Origin of the sequence: Streptomyces sp. NPDC057950 (genome assembly GCF_042887295.1) — a bacterium.
Lineage (GTDB): Bacteria > Actinomycetota > Actinomycetes > Streptomycetales > Streptomycetaceae > Streptomyces > Streptomyces kaempferi.
The window spans coordinates 136,737-153,416 of the sequence record NZ_JBHVPP010000021.1 but is presented as its reverse complement, the minus strand read 5'-3'; the positions used below and the strand labels follow the sequence as shown (position 1 = coordinate 153,416).

At 71.3% G+C, this 16,680-nt stretch carries 15 protein-coding genes; 6 read left to right on the top strand and 9 right to left on the bottom strand.

The window, feature by feature from the left end; genetic code table 11:
- Nucleotides 1–3 precede the first annotated feature (3 nt).
- Genes ACFVTC_RS31095 through ACFVTC_RS31060 form a run of 8 tightly spaced genes read right to left on the bottom strand, consistent with a single transcriptional unit; the run spans nt 4 to nt 7,391 of the window.
- On the bottom strand, nt 4–1,995 hold the full coding sequence (locus ACFVTC_RS31095) for an NADH-quinone oxidoreductase subunit L (RefSeq protein ID WP_390131808.1): 1,992 nt from the start codon (nt 1,993–1,995) through the stop codon (nt 4–6).
- Entirely contained in the window at nt 1,992–2,432 is a 441-nt protein-coding gene (gene nuoK, locus ACFVTC_RS31090) for an NADH-quinone oxidoreductase subunit NuoK (RefSeq protein ID WP_390131807.1), read from the bottom strand. Before nuoK ends, ACFVTC_RS31095 begins: the two co-directional genes overlap by 4 nt.
- Nucleotides 2,432–3,049, bottom strand: coding sequence for an NADH-quinone oxidoreductase subunit J (locus ACFVTC_RS31085; RefSeq protein WP_390131806.1), 618 nt, complete (start codon nt 3,047–3,049; stop codon nt 2,432–2,434). The genes nuoK and ACFVTC_RS31085 overlap by 1 nt, the downstream gene beginning before the upstream one ends.
- Entirely contained in the window at nt 3,046–3,654 is a 609-nt protein-coding gene (locus tag ACFVTC_RS31080) for a NuoI/complex I 23 kDa subunit family protein (protein WP_390131805.1), read from the bottom strand. The genes ACFVTC_RS31085 and ACFVTC_RS31080 overlap by 4 nt, the downstream gene beginning before the upstream one ends.
- Before the next feature lie 2 nt (nt 3,655–3,656).
- The gene (locus ACFVTC_RS31075) at nt 3,657–4,625 is read right to left on the bottom strand and encodes an NADH-quinone oxidoreductase subunit H (RefSeq protein WP_390131804.1); all 969 of its coding nucleotides are present in this window, start codon (nt 4,623–4,625) and stop codon (nt 3,657–3,659) included.
- Nucleotides 4,622–6,217: an NADH-quinone oxidoreductase subunit C gene (locus ACFVTC_RS31070; RefSeq protein WP_390131803.1), complete on the bottom strand. Its 1,596-nt coding sequence runs from the start codon at nt 6,215–6,217 to the stop codon at nt 4,622–4,624. The genes ACFVTC_RS31075 and ACFVTC_RS31070 overlap by 4 nt, the downstream gene beginning before the upstream one ends.
- On the bottom strand, nt 6,214–6,975 hold the full coding sequence (locus ACFVTC_RS31065; RefSeq protein WP_390131802.1) for an NADH-quinone oxidoreductase subunit B: 762 nt from the start codon (nt 6,973–6,975) through the stop codon (nt 6,214–6,216). The genes ACFVTC_RS31070 and ACFVTC_RS31065 overlap by 4 nt, the downstream gene beginning before the upstream one ends.
- A complete protein-coding gene (locus ACFVTC_RS31060) occupies nt 6,966–7,391 on the bottom strand; it encodes an NADH-quinone oxidoreductase subunit A (protein WP_390131801.1) in 426 nt (141 codons plus the stop codon). Before ACFVTC_RS31060 ends, ACFVTC_RS31065 begins: the two co-directional genes overlap by 10 nt.
- Nucleotides 7,392–7,702: 311 nt before the next feature.
- Here ACFVTC_RS31060 and ACFVTC_RS31055 point away from each other — a divergent pair, with 311 nt between their 5' ends.
- From ACFVTC_RS31055 to ACFVTC_RS31035, 5 genes are all read left to right on the top strand, one after another.
- Nucleotides 7,703–8,968: a sensor histidine kinase gene (locus ACFVTC_RS31055; RefSeq protein ID WP_390131800.1), complete on the top strand. Its 1,266-nt coding sequence runs from the start codon at nt 7,703–7,705 to the stop codon at nt 8,966–8,968.
- 638 nt (nt 8,969–9,606) lie between these two features.
- Entirely contained in the window at nt 9,607–10,962 is a 1,356-nt protein-coding gene (locus ACFVTC_RS31050; protein WP_390131859.1) for a sensor histidine kinase, read from the top strand.
- A gap of 270 nt (nt 10,963–11,232) precedes the next feature.
- Nucleotides 11,233–11,892, top strand: coding sequence for a response regulator transcription factor (locus tag ACFVTC_RS31045; RefSeq protein WP_329323727.1), 660 nt, complete (start codon nt 11,233–11,235; stop codon nt 11,890–11,892).
- 293 nt (nt 11,893–12,185) lie between these two features.
- Nucleotides 12,186–14,117 carry a 2-oxoacid:acceptor oxidoreductase subunit alpha gene (locus tag ACFVTC_RS31040; RefSeq protein WP_390131799.1) on the top strand — a complete coding sequence of 644 codons (1,932 nt, stop codon included), beginning with the start codon at nt 12,186–12,188 and terminating at the stop codon, nt 14,115–14,117.
- The gene (locus tag ACFVTC_RS31035) at nt 14,110–15,189 is read left to right on the top strand and encodes a 2-oxoacid:ferredoxin oxidoreductase subunit beta (protein WP_390131798.1); all 1,080 of its coding nucleotides are present in this window, start codon (nt 14,110–14,112) and stop codon (nt 15,187–15,189) included. Before ACFVTC_RS31040 ends, ACFVTC_RS31035 begins: the two co-directional genes overlap by 8 nt.
- A 14-nt stretch (nt 15,190–15,203) precedes the next feature.
- Here ACFVTC_RS31035 and ACFVTC_RS31030 read toward each other — a convergent pair whose 3' ends face one another.
- On the bottom strand, nt 15,204–15,635 hold the full coding sequence (locus ACFVTC_RS31030; protein WP_390131797.1) for a winged helix-turn-helix transcriptional regulator: 432 nt from the start codon (nt 15,633–15,635) through the stop codon (nt 15,204–15,206).
- 88 nt (nt 15,636–15,723) lie between these two features.
- Between ACFVTC_RS31030 and ACFVTC_RS31025 the strand changes: the two genes are divergently transcribed.
- Complete coding sequence (locus ACFVTC_RS31025; RefSeq protein WP_390131796.1) at nt 15,724–16,578, top strand: SDR family oxidoreductase; 855 nt, start codon at nt 15,724–15,726, stop codon at nt 16,576–16,578.
- Nucleotides 16,579–16,680: the final 102 nt, after the last annotated feature.

The following is a 16,680-nucleotide window of genomic DNA, read 5'->3' as shown; positions in this document are numbered from 1 at the left end:
AGCTCACGCTCCTGTGGCGACGAGGAGGGCGGCGACCACCAGGACGACGGTGCCGGCGAGCAGCGCGCTCACATAGGTCTGCACATTGCCGGTCTGCGCGCGCCGTACGGCGGCACCGAGCCAGCGGGGTAGGTCGCCCGCGGCGCGGACGTAGGTGTCGACGACCTCGCGGTCGAGGAACCGGACGAGTGAGGCTGCGGCCTGGACCGGGCGGACGAACAGCACGGTGTACACGGCGTCGAGGTGGAAGCCGACGGCCGCGTGCCGGTGCAGCGGGCCGAGCAGCAGCCGGCCCGGGTCCGCGGGATCGGGCACGTAGGCCACGTCTCCGAAGGCGGGCTCGTGACCGGCGATCGCCTCGGCCTCGACCTGTCCGCCGTCGGCGTCGGGGTGGGCGGCGACGGCGCCCAGCGGGACGCGGGCCGCGAGCACGGTGGTCTGCCGCCAGGCGCCATAGGTGACGAGTCCGCCGACCAGGGCGAGTCCCGTGCCGAGGACGGAGGTGGTGAGTACCGGTGTCAGGTCGCGGCCGTCGAACCAGTCGGGCAGCGGCCCGTACAGCAGGCCGAAGGCGAGGGACGGGACGGCGAGCACCCACAGTACGGCGGTCATGGTGACGGGCTGCCTGCCGTGGTCGGGAGCTTCGGCGCCCTGCCCGCGGAAGGCCAGCAGCCACAGTCGGGTGGCGTACGCCGCGGTGAGCACGGCCGTGATCAGACCGGCGACGAGGACGATCCAGCCCGCGGCGCCGGGGGCGTGCTCGGTGTGGCCGGTGGCGACGTGTTCGGCGGCGCCGAGGACGGCTTCCTTGGAGAAGAAGCCGCTGAACGGCGGGATCGCGGTGAGTGCGAGCAGTGCCACCGTCATCGTCCAGTAGGCGTCCGGGACGCGGGTGCGCAGGTCCTTCATCCGGGACATGACGGCGAGTGAGTTGGTGCCGGAGGCGTGGATGATCACGCCGGCGGCGAGGAACAGCAGCGCCTTGAAGGCGCCGTGCGCGAGGAGGTGGAAGACGGCGGCACCGCGGTCGCCGACGGCGAGGGCGCCGGTCATGTAGCCGAGCTGGCCGATCGTGGAGTACGCGAGGACGCGCTTGATGTCGTCCTGGGCGAGTGCGGCGAGTGCGGAGCCGGCCATCGTGACGGCGGCCATGACGGCGAGGACGGTCATCGCGGCCGACGATGCCTGGAAGACGGGGAGGAGCCGGGCGACGAAGTAGACACCGGCGGCGACCATCGTCGCGGCGTGGATCAGCGCGGAGACGGGCGTCGGGCCGGCCATGGCGTCGGGCAGCCAGGTGTGCAGCGGGAACTGCGCGGACTTGCCCGCGACACCGGCGAGGAGCAGCAGGGCGATCAGCGTCGGATGGTGCAGTCCGCCGCTCGCGACGGTGCCGAGGACCGTGCTGACGCGGAAGGACCCGGCGTCGGTGGCCAGGGCGAACAGGCCGATGAGGAAGGGGACGTCGCCGAGTTTGGTGACCAGGAATGCCTTGAGGGAGGCGGCGCGGGCCTCGGGGGTCTCCCAGTAGTGGCCGACCAGGAAGTACGAACAGATGCCCATGACCTCCCAGCCGACCAGCAGCACGATCAGGTCGCCCGAGTACACGACTAGGAGCATCGCGGAGGTGAACAGGGAGACGAGAGCGGCGTAGGAGGGGTAGCGGGGGTCGTCGCGCAGATAGCCGGTCGAGTAGATCTGCACGCAGGTGGCGACGACGCCGACGAGTACGGCGACGAGGGCGGCGAAGCCGTCGATGTACAGGGCGAGCTCGATCGGGACCGAGCCGGTGGGCGTCAGCTCGGCGGCGGCGCTGATGGCCTGGTCGCCGCCCTGGCGCACGGCGACGAGGACGGCGATGACGAGCGACGCGAGGGGCGGGAGTACGGCGAGGGGACGCACGAAGCCGGGGGCCGTGCGGCCGAGGAGGAGTCCGGCCACGGCGCCGAGGAACGGCAGGAGGGGGACGAGGACGGCGAGGCTGGTCGTGGTCACGCGGCGGCCTCGGCCTTCTCGTCTGCCGGGACGGGGGCTTCTTCGGAGCCGTCGTCGGGGCCGTCGCTGTCCGGGCCGTGACGGTCCGGGCCGCCGCCGTCGGGGCCGCCCGTCTCGGGGCCCTCGGCCGTGTCGCGGAGTCGGTCGATGTCCGAGGTGCCGCGGTTGCGGTGGACGGCGAGGACGATCGCCAGGCCGATGCCGATCTCGGCGGCGGCGATGGCGATGGTGAACAGGGTCAGTGCCTGTCCGGAGTGGAGCGTGTCGCGGGCGGCTTTGGAGAGCCAGACGTCGAAGGCGACGAGGTTGAGGTTGACGGCGTTGAGCATCAGCTCGACGGACATCAGGACCAGGATCGCGTTGCGGCGCGCGAGGACTCCGTACAGGCCCGTGCAGAAGAGGAGGGCGGCGAGCACGGCGGGATAGGCGAGGTGCATCAGCGGGCCTCTTCCTTCTCCGAGGACTTCGCCTTGCGGGAGAGGACGATCGCCCCCACCAGGGCGGCGAGGAGGAGGACGGACAGCGCTTCGAAGGGGAGCACCCAGTTCTGGAAGAGGCTCGCTCCGGTCACTTCGGTGGAGCCGGCGGCGGGACCCGCCAGGTCGACCCAGGTGGTGCGGAAGGCGTCGACGACGACCCAGACGAGGGCGGCGGCCGCGGCGACGGCCACCGTCAGGGCCGCCCAGCGGTTCCCGGAGTCGGCGTCCGGGGAGCGGCCGATCGGGGCCCTGGTGAGCATCAGGCCGAACAGGAGGAGGACGACGACGGAACCGACGTAGATGAGGACCTGCACCCAGGCGATGAACTCGGCCGTGAGCAGGAGGTATTCGACGGCGAGACCGCCGAGCGCCACCACCAGCCACAGGGCGGCGTGCACCAGCTGCTTGGTGGTGACGGTGACGATCGCGGCGCCGAAGGTGACCAGGCCGACGAGGAGGAAGGCGATCTCGACGCCGGTCGGGGAGAGGAAGCCGTGGCTCCCGGCGGCGGTGGTCGTGACGCGCGCCGCGAGGGTGGTGGCTGCGGTGGCCGCGGTGGCTGCTGCGAGGCTCACGCGTCACCGTCCCGTGGTGCGGCGGGCTTGGACGGATCCGATGCCTCGGCCGCTTCGGCCGCCTGGGCGGCGAGTTTCTCGGCCTCGGCCGCGAGCTTGTCGGCGGTCTTGCGGGCGGCGGCCAGTTCCTTCGGCTCCTCGGCGCCGGCGTCGAGGGCGGGCGGGGCCGGGACCGTCCACATCCACTCGCGCAGCTTGTCGCGCTCGTGGGTGAGTTCGTGGATGTCGGTCTCCGCGTACTCGAACTCCGGTGACCAGAACAGCGCGTCGAAAGGACAGACCTCGATGCAGATACCGCAGTACATGCACAGGGAGAAGTCGATGGCGAAGCGGTCGAGGACGTTGCGGCTGCGCTCGCGTCCACCGGGGGCGGCGGCCGGGACCGTCTCCTTGTGGGAGTCGATGTAGATGCACCAGTCCGGGCACTCGCGGGCGCACAGCATGCAGACCGTGCAGTTCTCCTCGAAGAGGCCGATGACGCCGCGGGAGCGGGGCGGCAGTTCGGGCTGGACGTCCGGGTACTGCGCGGTGACGGTCTTCTTCGTCATCGTGCGGAGGGTGACGGCCAGGCCCTTGGCCAGGCCTGAGCCGGGGAGGGGGGCCATGGTTACGAGATCACCACCTTGACGATGCCGGTGAGGGCGATCTGGGCGAGGGAGAGGGGGACAAGGAGGGTCCAGGAGAGTTTCTGGAGCTGGTCCTCGCGCAGGCGGGGATAGGTGACACGGAGCCAGATCACGACGAAGGCGAGGACCGCGGCCTTCAGCAGGGTCCAGACCCAGCCGAGGCCGTCCGCGCCCCAGGGGCCGTGCCAGCCGCCCAGGAAGAGAACGGTGGTCAGACCGCACAGGACGACGATCCCGGCGTATTCGGCGAGGAGGAAGAGCGCGAAGCGCAGGCCCGTGTACTCGGTGTACGCGCCGAAGATGATCTCCGAGTCGGCGACCGGCATGTCGAAGGGGGGACGCTGGAGTTCGGCGAGGCCCGCCACGAAGAAGACGATCGCGCCGACGATCTGCCACGGCAGCCACCACCACTGGAACGCGTCGACGATGCCGGGGAGGGAGACCGTGCCCGCCGCCATCGCGACGGAGGCGGCGGTCAGCAGCATCGGGAGTTCGTACGCGAGCAGCTGGGCGGCGGTACGCAGGCCGCCGAGGAGGGAGAACTTGTTGGCCGAGGCCCAGCCCGCCATGAGCGAGCCGAGGACGCCCACGCCCATCACGGCGAGGACGAAGAAGACGCCCGCGTCGACGACCTCGCCGACGGCTCCCTCGCCGGGACCGATGGGAATGGCGAGCAGGACGAGGAGGTACGGGAGGAGAGCGACGGCCGGGGCCAGCTGGAAGATACGGCGGTCCGCGCCCGCCGGGACGATGTCCTCCTTCTGCGCGAACTTCACACCGTCGGCGACGAGCTGGGCCCAGCCGTGGAAACCGCCCGCGTACATCGGGCCGAGGCGGCCCTGCATGTGGGCCATCACCTTGTGCTCGGTCTGACCGACGATCAGGGGGAACGTCAGGAAGACGACGAAGACGACGACGAGTCGCAGGGCGACGTCGAGGGCGTCGTTCACTGCGTGCCTCCAGAGGGGTCGTCGGGGTCGGGCTGACGTTCGGCGGGCTGACGTTCGGCAGGGTGCTGCTGCTCGGACTCCGGTGTGCTCTCGGCCGTGCTCTTCGAGGTGTCCTCGGGCGCACCTTCCGTCGGCTCGGTCGGCTCCGGCGGCCCGGTCGGGCTCTTCGGCGCTTCCTCGCTCTTCGAGGTGTCCTCGGGCGCACCTTCCGTCGACTCGGTCGGCTCCGGCGGCCCGGTCGGGCTCTTCAGCGCTTCCGTGCTCTTCGAGGTGTCCTCGGGCGCACCTTCCGTCGACTCGGTCGGCGCCGGCGGCCCGGTCGGGCTCTTCGGCGCTTCCTCGGGCGTGCCCTCAGCCCTGTCCTCAGCCGTGTCCTCAGCCGTGTCCTCGGAAGGCGGCTCCGACCGTGGCTGGGGCTGCGGCCGTGGTTCTGGTTCCGGCTCGTCGAAGGCCGGGCGGGCGTGGTGCCACGGGGCGTCCGAGTCGCGTGGCGCTGTGGGCCTCGGCGGCGCCTCGGGGGCCGTCGGCCCGTCGGCGCTCATGGGCGTCGCCGCCGGGGTCTCCCCCGTTCCCTCGGCCCGCTGGGAAGCCGACCCCTGACCCGCACTGCGCGCGCGACGGGGGCCGGCAGGCGCTGCCGGAGCCGTCGGCCGGTCGGCGTCCGGAACCGCGGTCTGTTCGTTCGCGGAGCCTCGACCCACGGGTGCCTGACCCGCGGGGCTCTGGCTCGCGGGACTCTGGCTCGCGGAACCCTGACTCGCGCTGCGCGCGCGACGGGGCGATGCCGCGGCACCCGTGCCGGCACCCGCACCTGCACCTGCACCCGCACCCGCACCCGCACCCGCACCCGCACCGACTGCATCGACGCCGGCCCCAGCACCGGCATCGGCACTGCCACCGCTACCCCCCGCTCCAGCGGTGGGCGCCTGGCCGGCGGGACCGTCTCCCGCCGTACGCGCCCGGCGCACCGGGCGGTCACCCGCGGCGGCGCGGGCGCCGCCTCGGGCCGGACGGGCGGGAGCCGGCGGGAGCTGGCCCTTCAGCGGACCCCAGTCGTTGGGGTCGGGGACGCCGGGCGGAAGCATCTGGCGGCGCTTCGGACCGCCGTGGTCGGACTCCCCCGGCTCCTTGGCGCCGGGCCATGCCTTGGCCACGCGGGCGGCGAGGACGAAGTCCTTGCGGAGGGGGTGGCCTTCGAAGCCCTCGGGAAGGAGGAGCGGGTCGAGGCCGGGGTGGCCCTCGAAGGTCACGCCGAACATCTCGTGGGTCTCGCGCTCGTGCCAGCCGGCGCCCGCGTACACGGAGACCGCCGACGCCAGGACGGGCGCCGCGTGCGGGACGGTCGTACGGACGAGAAGGCGGCGTACCGGGGACAGGGCCACCACGTGAGCCGCGACGCGGAAGCCCGTACCGGGTTCGTCGACGGCGCTCAGCCAGTCGAAATAGCTGCAGCCGAGGGTGGTCCGGGCCGTGTCGAGGGCCGCGATCCAGGAAGCGGGCGGCACGTCGACCGTCAGGACGTCGTACGACTCCTCGGCCGTGGCCTCCGGGCCGAAGAGTTCCTCGACGGGTGCGGGGAGCCAGCCGGTCACTTGTCGCCCTCCCCGGAAACCGGATTCCCGCCGGAAACCCCGTTCTCGCCGGAAACCCCGTTGCCCCCGGAAACCGGTGTCTCCGCGGACACCCGGGTCTCCTCGCCCGGCGCGACCGGCGGAGTCACCAGCCCGCTCTGGAGCGCGGCCGCCGACGGCCGGTGCGAGGAGCCGTAGCGCTCTCCCAGCGACTCCCTGGCGATCTTCTCCTGAAGCTTGAGAATGCCCTGGAGCAGCGCCTCGGGCCGGGGCGGGCAGCCGGGCACGTAGACGTCGACGGGGATGATCTGGTCGACGCCCTTGGTGACGGAGTAGGAGTCCCAGTAGGGGCCGCCGCAGTTCGAGCACGCGCCGAAGGAGATGACGTACTTGGGCTCGGGCATCTGCTCGTACAGGCGCTTGACGGCCGGGGCCATCTTGTCCGTGACCGTGCCGGAGACCACCATCAGGTCGGCCTGGCGCGGGCCCGGCGCGAACGGGATCACGCCGAGCCGGATGAAGTCGTGCCGGGCCATCGACGCGGCGATGAACTCGATCGCGCAGCAGGCGAGGCCGAAGTTGAAGACCCAGAGCGAGTAGCGGCGGCCCCAGTTCAGGACGACCTTCATGGGCTCGGGGGCGAGGCGCGAGAGCACGCCCAGCCGCTTCGGTTCCGGCAGCAGAACCGGCTGCCCCGAGGTCGCGCCAGAGATCTTGCCGGAGGTCTCGCCCGAGGGATGGCCGGAGGGATGGCCCGAGGTCTTGGGGGTCACGTCCATGTGAGGACGCCCTTCTTGTATGCGTACAGCAGGCCCACGGCGAGGAAGCCGAGGAAGATGAACATCTCCGCGAGCGTCGCCGCGCCGTAGCCGGGGGCGGCGAAGACGGTCGCCCAGGGGAAGAGGAAGATCGAGTCGACGGCGAAGATCACGTAGAGGAACGCGTAGACGTAGTAGCGGACCTGGGTGTGGGCCCAGCCCTCGCCGACGGGGTCGACGCCGCACTCGTACGTCAGGAGTTTCTCGGGCGTGGGGACGACCGGCCGCAGCAGTCGGCCCGCCCCGAAGGCGATGGCGACGAAGAGCACGCCCACGACGGCGAGCAGTCCGACGACCGAGTAGGACTGGAAGTAGCCCGCCGCGACGACGGTCGGTTCCGGCACGTCAGCCCCTCGCTCCCTGACCTCGTGGCGCACGTCGCGCGCAGGCCGCGCACGCTGCGATACGCCCTGTTCGACGATCTGTACGGACGGGAGTCTAGGGCCTGCTAAAGAAACGGTAAGCAGGCCGTCACACCCTGATTATCGTGCACACGTCATGGTCGAGTGCAGGACTCGTCCGGCTCGTGCGCCACGGGATTCCCGTCCGTCTCTCGCGATCGCTTCCCATTTGACCGCAGCACGGCGCCCGGCACAGCACGGAACGTCACGAAGGTAGGGCTTTCCCCAGTGGATCGGGGCGGGTCACCTCATGGCGCGGTGGCTCGCCGCCGGGCAGGCTAGCGAATATGACCGAACGCATCACCGCCGTCGCCCCGCAAGGCGGGACATCCCCCGGGACGACTGCCGGAACACCCGACGAGCCGTCCGACGGCACGCCCGGCGCGGCGCCCGACGGCGACCGGCTGCCGTCCCCGCGCCTCGCCCTCGGCCGCCGCACCTGGCAGGAGATCGCGCACCTGCTCGCCAATCTGCCGGTCTCGATCTTCGGCTTCGTGTACGTCGTGACGATGGTGTCCACCGGCTCGGCGCTCGCGGTGACGGTGGTGGGACTGCCGTTGCTCGCGGGCGGCCTGCTGGGCGCACGACAGCTGGGCAAGCTGGAGCGGGCGCGGGCACGCGCGCTGCTCGGCCTGCGGATCGACGAGCCGAGCCCGCTGCCGGTACGCCGGACCGGCTTCTTCTCCTGGCTGTGGTCGAGCCTGAAGGACCCGGTGGGCTGGCGGACGGTGCTGTACGACCTGATCAGGCTGCCGTGGGGTGTGCTGACGTTCACGGTCACGCTGGTGTCGTTCTTCGTACTGTGGCCGGTACTGCCGTTCATCGCCCGGGGGCTGACCAACGTGGACCGGGCGATGGTGCGCGGGCTGCTGTCGCCCTCCGACGAGCTGGAGCGGCGCATCGCCGAGCTGGAGTCCGACCGGGGGGTCGTGGTCGACACGGCCGCGGCGGACCTGCGGCGCATCGAGCGAGACCTGCACGACGGTGCCCAGGCCCGGCTGGTCAACCTCGCGATGGGACTCGGCCTGGCCAAAGAGAAACTCCTTGAGGGCCAGGCCGACGAGACCGTCGCGGCCATGGTCGACGAGGCGCACGGCGAGGTGAAACTGGCCCTGCAGGAGCTGCGCGACCTGGCCCGGGGCATCCACCCGGCGGTCCTCACCGACCGCGGGCTCGACGCGGCCCTCTCCTCGGTCGCGACGCGCTGCACGGTGCCGGTGAAGGTGACCGCGGACCTGCCGTCGAGACCGGCCGCGGCGATCGAGGGCATCGCGTACTTCACCGTCTCCGAGCTGCTGCAGAACATCAGCAAGCACAGCGGGGCGAGGTCCGCGTCCGTCGACGTGTGGCGGACGGACCAGCGGCTGCTCATACAGGTCCAGGACGACGGGCGGGGCGGCGCGCGGCTCGACGGGGGTACGGGGATGGCGGGGCTCGCGGACCGGCTCGGCGCGGTGGACGGGCTGTTCGTCATCGACTCACCGCCCGGCGGCCCGACCACCATCACGGCGGAACTGCCCTGGCGGGACAGGCAGGACGAACCGGCGCGGTAGGCGTGCCGCGTCGATCAGGTGGGCCCGACCGGGCGGGCGGCGCGCCCGGCCGGTCACGAGCGCCCCACCGCATCCCCGCATCCCCGGGCTTCCGGGCCTCCGGGCTTCCGGGCCTCCGCGCCTCCGGGCCTCCGGGCCTCCGCGCCTCCCTGCCTCCCTGCCTCCCTGCCTCCCTGCCTCCCTGCCTCCCTGCCTCCCTGCCTCCGGGGTCACCCAACACCCCGGGGACCCCGGAGGCCTGTACCCATGCGCCCCCGCACTCCTGTGTCTCGCACCTCCGCGGCCCCGCACTCCTGCGTCTTGCACCTCCGCAGCCCGCATCTCCGGGGCCCCGCACTCCTATGTCTTGCACCTCCGCGGCCCCGCGCCTCCGCGAGCCGCCCCGCAGCCCAGGTGGCCACGGTGACCCGCGGGAGCACGGCCACCCGACGCCCCTGCCGACCCGACGCCCGGAACGACCCGCCCCCCGACCGCCACTCCGCCCACGCGGACCCGACGCCCCCGACCCCCGACCGCCCTACCCGGGGTAGGGAAAACCCCCGCCCCAAGACGCCGACCCGCTCCATGTCCCCCACGCTCCCCAGCCAGCAGGGTTGGGGTACGAGCCGATGAGCAGGACGAGAGAACGGACGACGCCGATGGCCACCGAGTACGGACAGGGGTACGGGCACGGGAGCGGGCCCGGATTCCACGGGGCGGCTGCCGGGGAGCGGCGCCACCGCCTCCCCGCGGCGCTGCGGGCGCCGGTCGAGGCCCGCAGCTGGCGCGAGTTCGGCTACGTGATGCTGGGCCTGCCGCTCAGCATCACCATGTTCACGTTCGCCGTCACGATGTTCTCGCTGGGCGCCGGCCTGCTGGTCACCTTCCTGGGGGTCCCGGTGCTCGCCGGAGCGCTGGCGGGCTGCCGCGGGTTCGGCGCGCTGGAGCGGGCGCGGGCGCGCGGGCTGCTCGGGGTCGAGGTCGCCTCGCCGGAGCCCGTGCTCGTACGCAGGCAGGGGGCGATGGCGTGGATGGGGGCGATCCTGAAGAACGGTTCGTCGTGGCGGCATCTGCTCTACGCGGTGCTGCAGTTCCCGTGGGCGGTGTTCTCCTTCGTGGTGGCGCTGACCTTCTGGGCGTACGGCTGGGCGATGCTGACGTATCCGCTGTGGTTCTGGCTCTTCCCCGTCTACGGCGGGCAGGGCGGCCTTCAGCTCTACGGCGACGGCACTCACAGCATCTACCTGGACAACCCCTTCGAGATCACCGTGACCGCGCTGCTCGGACTGCTGATCACCATGGCGACGCCGTGGATCGTACGGGCGCTGACGACGGTGGACCGGCTGATGGTGCTGGGGCTGCTCGGGCCGTCACGGCTGGCGACCCGGGTGGTCGAGCTGGAGTCGGACCGGGGGGTCGTGGTCGACACGGCCGCGGCGGACCTGCGGCGCATCGAGCGGGACCTGCACGACGGTGCCCAGGCCCGGCTGGTCAACCTCGCGATGGGACTCGGCCTGGCCAAGGAGAAGCTCACCGAGGACCCGCGGGCGGCCGCGCGGATGGTGGACGAGGCGCACGGCGAGGTGAAGACGGCGCTGCAGGAGCTGCGCGACCTGGCCCGGGGCATCCACCCGGCGGTCCTCACCGACCGCGGGCTCGACGCGGCCCTCTCCTCGGTCGCGACGCGCTGCACGGTGCCGGTGGCCGTGGACGTGGACCTTCCCGCCCGGCCCGCCCCGGCGATCGAGGGCATCGCCTACTTCACCGTCTCCGAGCTGCTGCAGAACATCAGCAAGCACGCGCGGGCGACCCGGGCCACGGTCGACGTCTGGCGCATCGAGAACCGGCTGATGCTTCAGGTCGTCGACAACGGAGTGGGCGGCGCCGACGCCTCCGCCGGCTCGGGTCTGGCGGGGCTCGCGGAGCGGCTGGACGCGGTGGACGGGATCCTGGTCGTGGACTCCCCCGCGGGCGGCCCCACCAGGATCACGGCGGAGCTGCCCTGGCGGGGCTGATCCGCCCCGTACTACCGATGCCGCGGCAGGCGAACGTCCGCCGCGGCACCGGCCGGGCGTCGTGATCCCCCCTGACGCCCCACGCGCCACCCGATGACGCCCCTCGCGCCACCCCCTGAGCCCTCTCCGACCCGGCTCGCCCCGGCGATTCCCGTTGCCCGGGGGCCCGCCGGCCCGAATGCTGAAATGCTGAGGGCTGTCGTACGAGCGGGGCGCAACCGGCGCCGGCCGGGTACGGGCTGTGGGGGGCCGAACATCGTGGAGGACAGGGTGCGGGTGGTCATCGCCGAGGATTCAGTGCTGCTGAGGGAGGGCCTGACCCGGTTGCTGACCGACCGTGGGCACGACGTCGTGGCCGGTGTCGGTGACGGCGACGCACTGATCAAGACCATCACCGACCTGGCGGCCGGGGGCGCGTTGCCGGACGTCGTGGTGGCCGACGTACGGATGCCGCCGACGCACACCGACGAGGGCGTCAAGGCGGCCGTGCAACTGCGCAAGCATCACCCGGGACTCGGAGTGCTGGTTCTGTCGCAGTACGTGGAGGAGCGCTACGCCACCGAACTGCTGGCCGGTTCCAGCCGTGGCGTCGGCTATCTGCTCAAGGACCGGGTCGCCGAGGTGCGCGAGTTCGTGGACGCGGTGGTCCGGGTGGCCCAGGGGGGTACCGCGCTCGATCCCGAGGTGGTCGCGCAGTTGCTGGGGCGCAGCCGCAAGCAGGACGTGCTGGCCGGGCTCACACCCCGGGAGCGGGAGGTGCTGGGGCTGATGGCCGAGGGCCGGACCAACTCGGCGATCGCGCGACAGCTGGTGGTGAGCGACGGAGCGGTGGAGAAGCACGTCAGCAACATCTTCCTGAAGCTGGGGCTGTCCCCGAGCGACGGGGATCACCGGCGTGTTCTGGCGGTTCTGACCTACCTCAACTCCTGAATGCCTGACACTGTGTCAGGCACACGGAAGGCGGTGGCCGGGAGGCCGGTACGAGGTTCGCACGAGGACGGCGCAAGGTCGGCGTGAGAACCAGAAGGTGAGTGGGGAGCATCTTCGGGAGAAACATCGGGGGGCGAGCAAATCATGACAAGTCATGGCGTCGAACCGTCTCAAAACGGTGTCCATCATGCGAACCGCCGAGGGAAGGCGACCCTTACGGACGTAGGGTTGGTCTTGGGAAGGCCTTCGGGAAGGCCGCTCCCGGACAGCCGCCTCGAAGGAGGTCCAGTTAAGTGACCAGCCAGGTCAGTAGCCCAGCGGAGCAGGCCGACGAAGCCGTCGTAGGAGAACAGCGCAACCCGGCGGGAGCGAAGGACGTTCGTCGGCTCGACCGGGTGATCATCCGGTTCGCGGGCGACTCAGGTGACGGAATGCAGCTCGCCGGCGACCGTTTCACCTCCGAGACCGCGTCCTTCGGCAACGACCTCTCCACGCTGCCGAACTTCCCCGCCGAGATCCGAGCGCCCGCAGGCACCCTGCCGGGCGTTTCTTCGTTCCAGCTGCATTTCGCGGACCACGACATCCTCACCCCGGGCGACGCGCCGAACGTTCTCGTGGCCATGAACCCGGCCGCCCTGAAGGCGAACATCGCCGATGTGCCGCGCGGCGCCGAGATCATCGTCAACACGGACGAGTTCACCAAACGGGCGATGTCGAAGGTCGGTTACGCGACGAACCCGCTGGAGGACGGCTCCCTGGACGGCTACAGCGTCCACCCGGTGCCCCTGACGACGATGACGGTCGAGGCGCTCAAGGAGTTCGAGCTGTCCCGCAAGGAGGCGGAGCGCAGCAAGAACATGTTCGCGCTGGGCCTGCTGTCCTGGATGTACCACCGGCCGACCGAGGGCACCGAGAAGTTCCTGCGGACCAAGTTCGCGAAGAAGCCCGACATCGCGGCGGCCAACCTCACCGCGTTCCGGGCGGGCTGGAACTTCGGCGAGACGACCGAGGACTTCGCCGTCTCGTACGAGGTCGCCCCGGCCGAGCGCACCTTCCCGACCGGCACCTACCGCAACATCTCCGGGAACCTGGCGCTGTCGTACGGTCTGATCGCCGCCTCCGAGCAGGCCGACCTGCCGCTCTACCTCGGCTCGTACCCGATCACGCCCGCCTCCGACATCCTGCACGAACTCAGCAAGCACAAGAACTTCGGCGTGCGCACCTTCCAGGCCGAGGACGAGATCGCGGGCATCGGCGCCGCGTTGGGCGCCGCCTTCGGCGGCTCGCTGGCGGTCACGACGACCTCGGGGCCGGGGGTGGCGCTGAAGTCGGAGACGATCGGGCTCGCCGTCTCCCTCGAACTGCCGCTGCTGGTCATCGACATCCAGCGCGGCGGCCCCTCCACCGGGCTGCCGACCAAGACCGAGCAGGCCGACCTGCTGCAGGCGATGTACGGCCGCAACGGCGAGGCGCCCGTCCCGGTCGTCGCGCCGCGCACACCCGCCGACTGCTTCGACGTCGCGCTGGAGGCGGCGCGCATCGCCCTCACGTACCGCACCCCCGTCCTGCTCCTGTCGGACGGCTACCTGGCCAACGGCTCGGAGCCGTGGCGCGTCCCGGACATCGACGAACTCCTGGACCTGCGGGTGCGGTTCGCGCAGGGCCCGAACCACACACTGGACGACGGCACCGAGGTCTTCTGGCCCTACAAGCGTGACCCGGGGACCCTGGCCCGCCCCTGGGCGGTCCCGGGCACGCCGGGCCTCGAACACCGCATCGGCGGCATCGAGAAGCAGGACGGCACGGGCAACATCTCCTACGATCCCGCCAACCACGACTTCATGGTGCGCACCCGGCAGGCCAAGATCGACGGCATCGACGTCCCGGACGTGGAGGTCGACGACCCCTCGGGCGACGCCGACACGCTGGTGCTGGGCTGGGGTTCGACGTACGGCCCCATCACCGCGGCGGTACGGCGGCTGCGGACGGCCGGGGACTCCGTGGCCCAGGCCCATCTGCGCCACCTCAACCCCTTCCCGCACAACCTCGGCACGGTGCTGGGACGGTACGACAAGGTGGTGATCCCCGAGATGAACCTCGGTCAGCTCGCCACCCTCGTCCGGGCCAGATACCTGGTCGACGCGCGTTCCTACAACCAGGTCAACGGCATGCCGTTCAAGGCCGAACAGCTCGCCAAGGTGCTCAAGGAGGCCATCGATGGCTGAGACGACCACGGAAGGCGCGGACACGATCGAGGCACTCACTCTGGTGCCCAAGGCGGGCGCCAGGCAGTCCATGAAGGACTTCAAGTCCGATCAGGAAGTGCGCTGGTGCCCCGGCTGCGGGGACTACGCGGTCCTGGCCGCCGTACAGGGCTTCATGCCCGAACTCGGCCTCGCCAAGGAGAACATCGTCTTCGTCTCGGGCATCGGCTGCTCGTCCCGCTTCCCGTACTACATGAACACGTACGGCATGCACTCCATCCACGGCCGCGCGCCCGCTATCGCCACGGGGCTCGCCTCCTCCCGCCGCGACCTGAGCGTGTGGGTGGTGACCGGCGACGGCGACGCGCTGTCGATCGGCGGCAATCACCTCATCCACGCGCTGCGCCGCAACGTGAACCTGAAGATCCTGCTGTTCAACAACCGGATCTACGGCCTCACCAAGGGCCAGTACTCGCCGACCTCCGAGGTCGGCAAGATCACCAAGTCGACGCCGATGGGCTCGCTGGACGCGCCCTTCAACCCGGTGTCCCTGGCCATCGGCGCGGAGGCATCCTTCGTCGCCCGGACCGTGGACTCCGACCGCAAGCACCTCACCGACGTCCTGCGGCAGGCCGCCGCCCACCCGGGCACGGCACTGGTGGAGATCTACCAGAACTGCAACATCTTCAACGACGGCGCCTTCGAGGTGCTGAAGGACAAGCAGCAGGCCGAGGAGGCGGTCATCCGTCTCGAACACGGGCAGCCGATCCGTTTCGGCACGGACGGCGCCAAGGGTGTCGTACGGGACGCGTCGACCGGCGAGCTGAAGATCGTCGCCGTCACCCCGGAGAACGAGTCGCGGATCCTGGTCCACGACGCCCACACACCGTCACCGACCACCGCCTTCGCGCTCTCCCGGCTCGCCGATCCGGACACCCTGCACCACACGCCGATCGGTGTCCTGCGCTCCGTGGACCGGCCGGTCTACGACACCCAGATGGCCGACCAACTGGACGCGGCCATCGAGCAGAACGGCAAGGGCGACCTGGCCACGCTGCTCGCCGGCGGGGACACCTGGACGGTCGTCGGCTGACCGGACCCGGCGGTTCAGGAGGCCCGGGTGCCTGACGCCCGGGCCTCGTCGTACGCGTGGCGGGCCTTCTCGACGTCGTCCATCCGGTCCGTGGTCCAGACGGCCAGCGCGCGCACCTGCTCGGCGGCCTCGCGGCCGAGTCCGGTGAGCGAGTAGTCGACGCGCGGCGGGATCACGGGCTTCGCGTCGCGGTGGACGAGACCGTCGCGCTCCAGTGTCTGGAGGGTCTGGGTGAGCATCTTCTCGCTGACCCGGCCGATCGCCCGGCGCAGCTCGCTGAAACGGTGGGGGCGGTCGAGGAGCTCGATCAGGACGAGCACACCCCAGCGGCTGGTGACGTGTTCCAGGACGAGGCGGTAGGGGCACATCGCCTCGCCGGTGTCGTACTTGCCGGCCGCCGGCTCACCGGCGACGGCCTTGCTGACTGCTCGGGTACTTACGGCCATGTATGTACCTTACTTCAAAGTGGGTACTTTCCCATAGTTAGCGCACCTCCTAGGGTTAGTGACAGATCACCCCACAAGGAGCTGACCCATGAGCATCGTCATCACCGGAGCCACCGGACACCTCGGCCGCCACGTCGTCGAAGGACTGCTGGAGAAGGTTCCCGCCGACCGGATCACCGCCGTCGTCCGCGACCCGGAGAAGGCCGCCGGCTTCGCGGCCCGCGGCGTGCGGATCGCGGTCGCCGACTACAACGAGCCCGATACCTTCGGCACCGTCTTCTCCCCCGGCGACAAGGTGCTGCTGATCTCCGGAAACGAATTCGACAAGGGCCGCGTGCGCCAACACCAGGTCGTCCTCGACGCCGCCAAGGCCGCCGGGGTCGCGCTCTTCGCGTACACCAGCGCCCCGGGCAGCCTGACGGCCGCCCTCGCCGACGACCACCGCGGCACCGAGCGGGCCATCGCCGACTCCGGCATCACCTACGCCCTGCTGCGCAACGGCTGGTACAACGAGAACTACACCGAGAACCTCGCCCCGGTCCTCGAGTACGGCGCCGTCACCCAGGCCGCCGGAGAGGGCAGGATCGCTCCCGCCGCCCGCGCCGACTACGCGGCCGCCGCCGTGGCCGTGCTGACCGGCGAGGGCCACGAGAACAAGACCTACGAGCTGAGCGGCGACACGGCCTGGAGCTTCGCCGAGTACGCCGCCGAGGTCGCGAAGCAGTCCGGCAAGGACATCGCCTACCACCCCGTCTCCGTCGAGGCCTTCACCGGCATCCTGGCCGGGGCCGGCCTGCCCGAGCCCCTCGCCGCGATCATCGCCGGTGTCGACGCGTCCATCGAGAAGGGCGAGCTCGCCGCGACCAGCGGCGAGCTGTCCCGCCTCACGGGCCGCCCCACCACGCCGATCGCCGAGTCGATCGCGGCGGCCCTGAAGGGCTGACCCGCCCGGACACCGGCCCGCCGGCCCCCCACCCCCGCCTGTCATGACCGTATGGCGATACGGACATGACAGGCGGGGGTGCGCGGCGCTACCTTCTTGGAG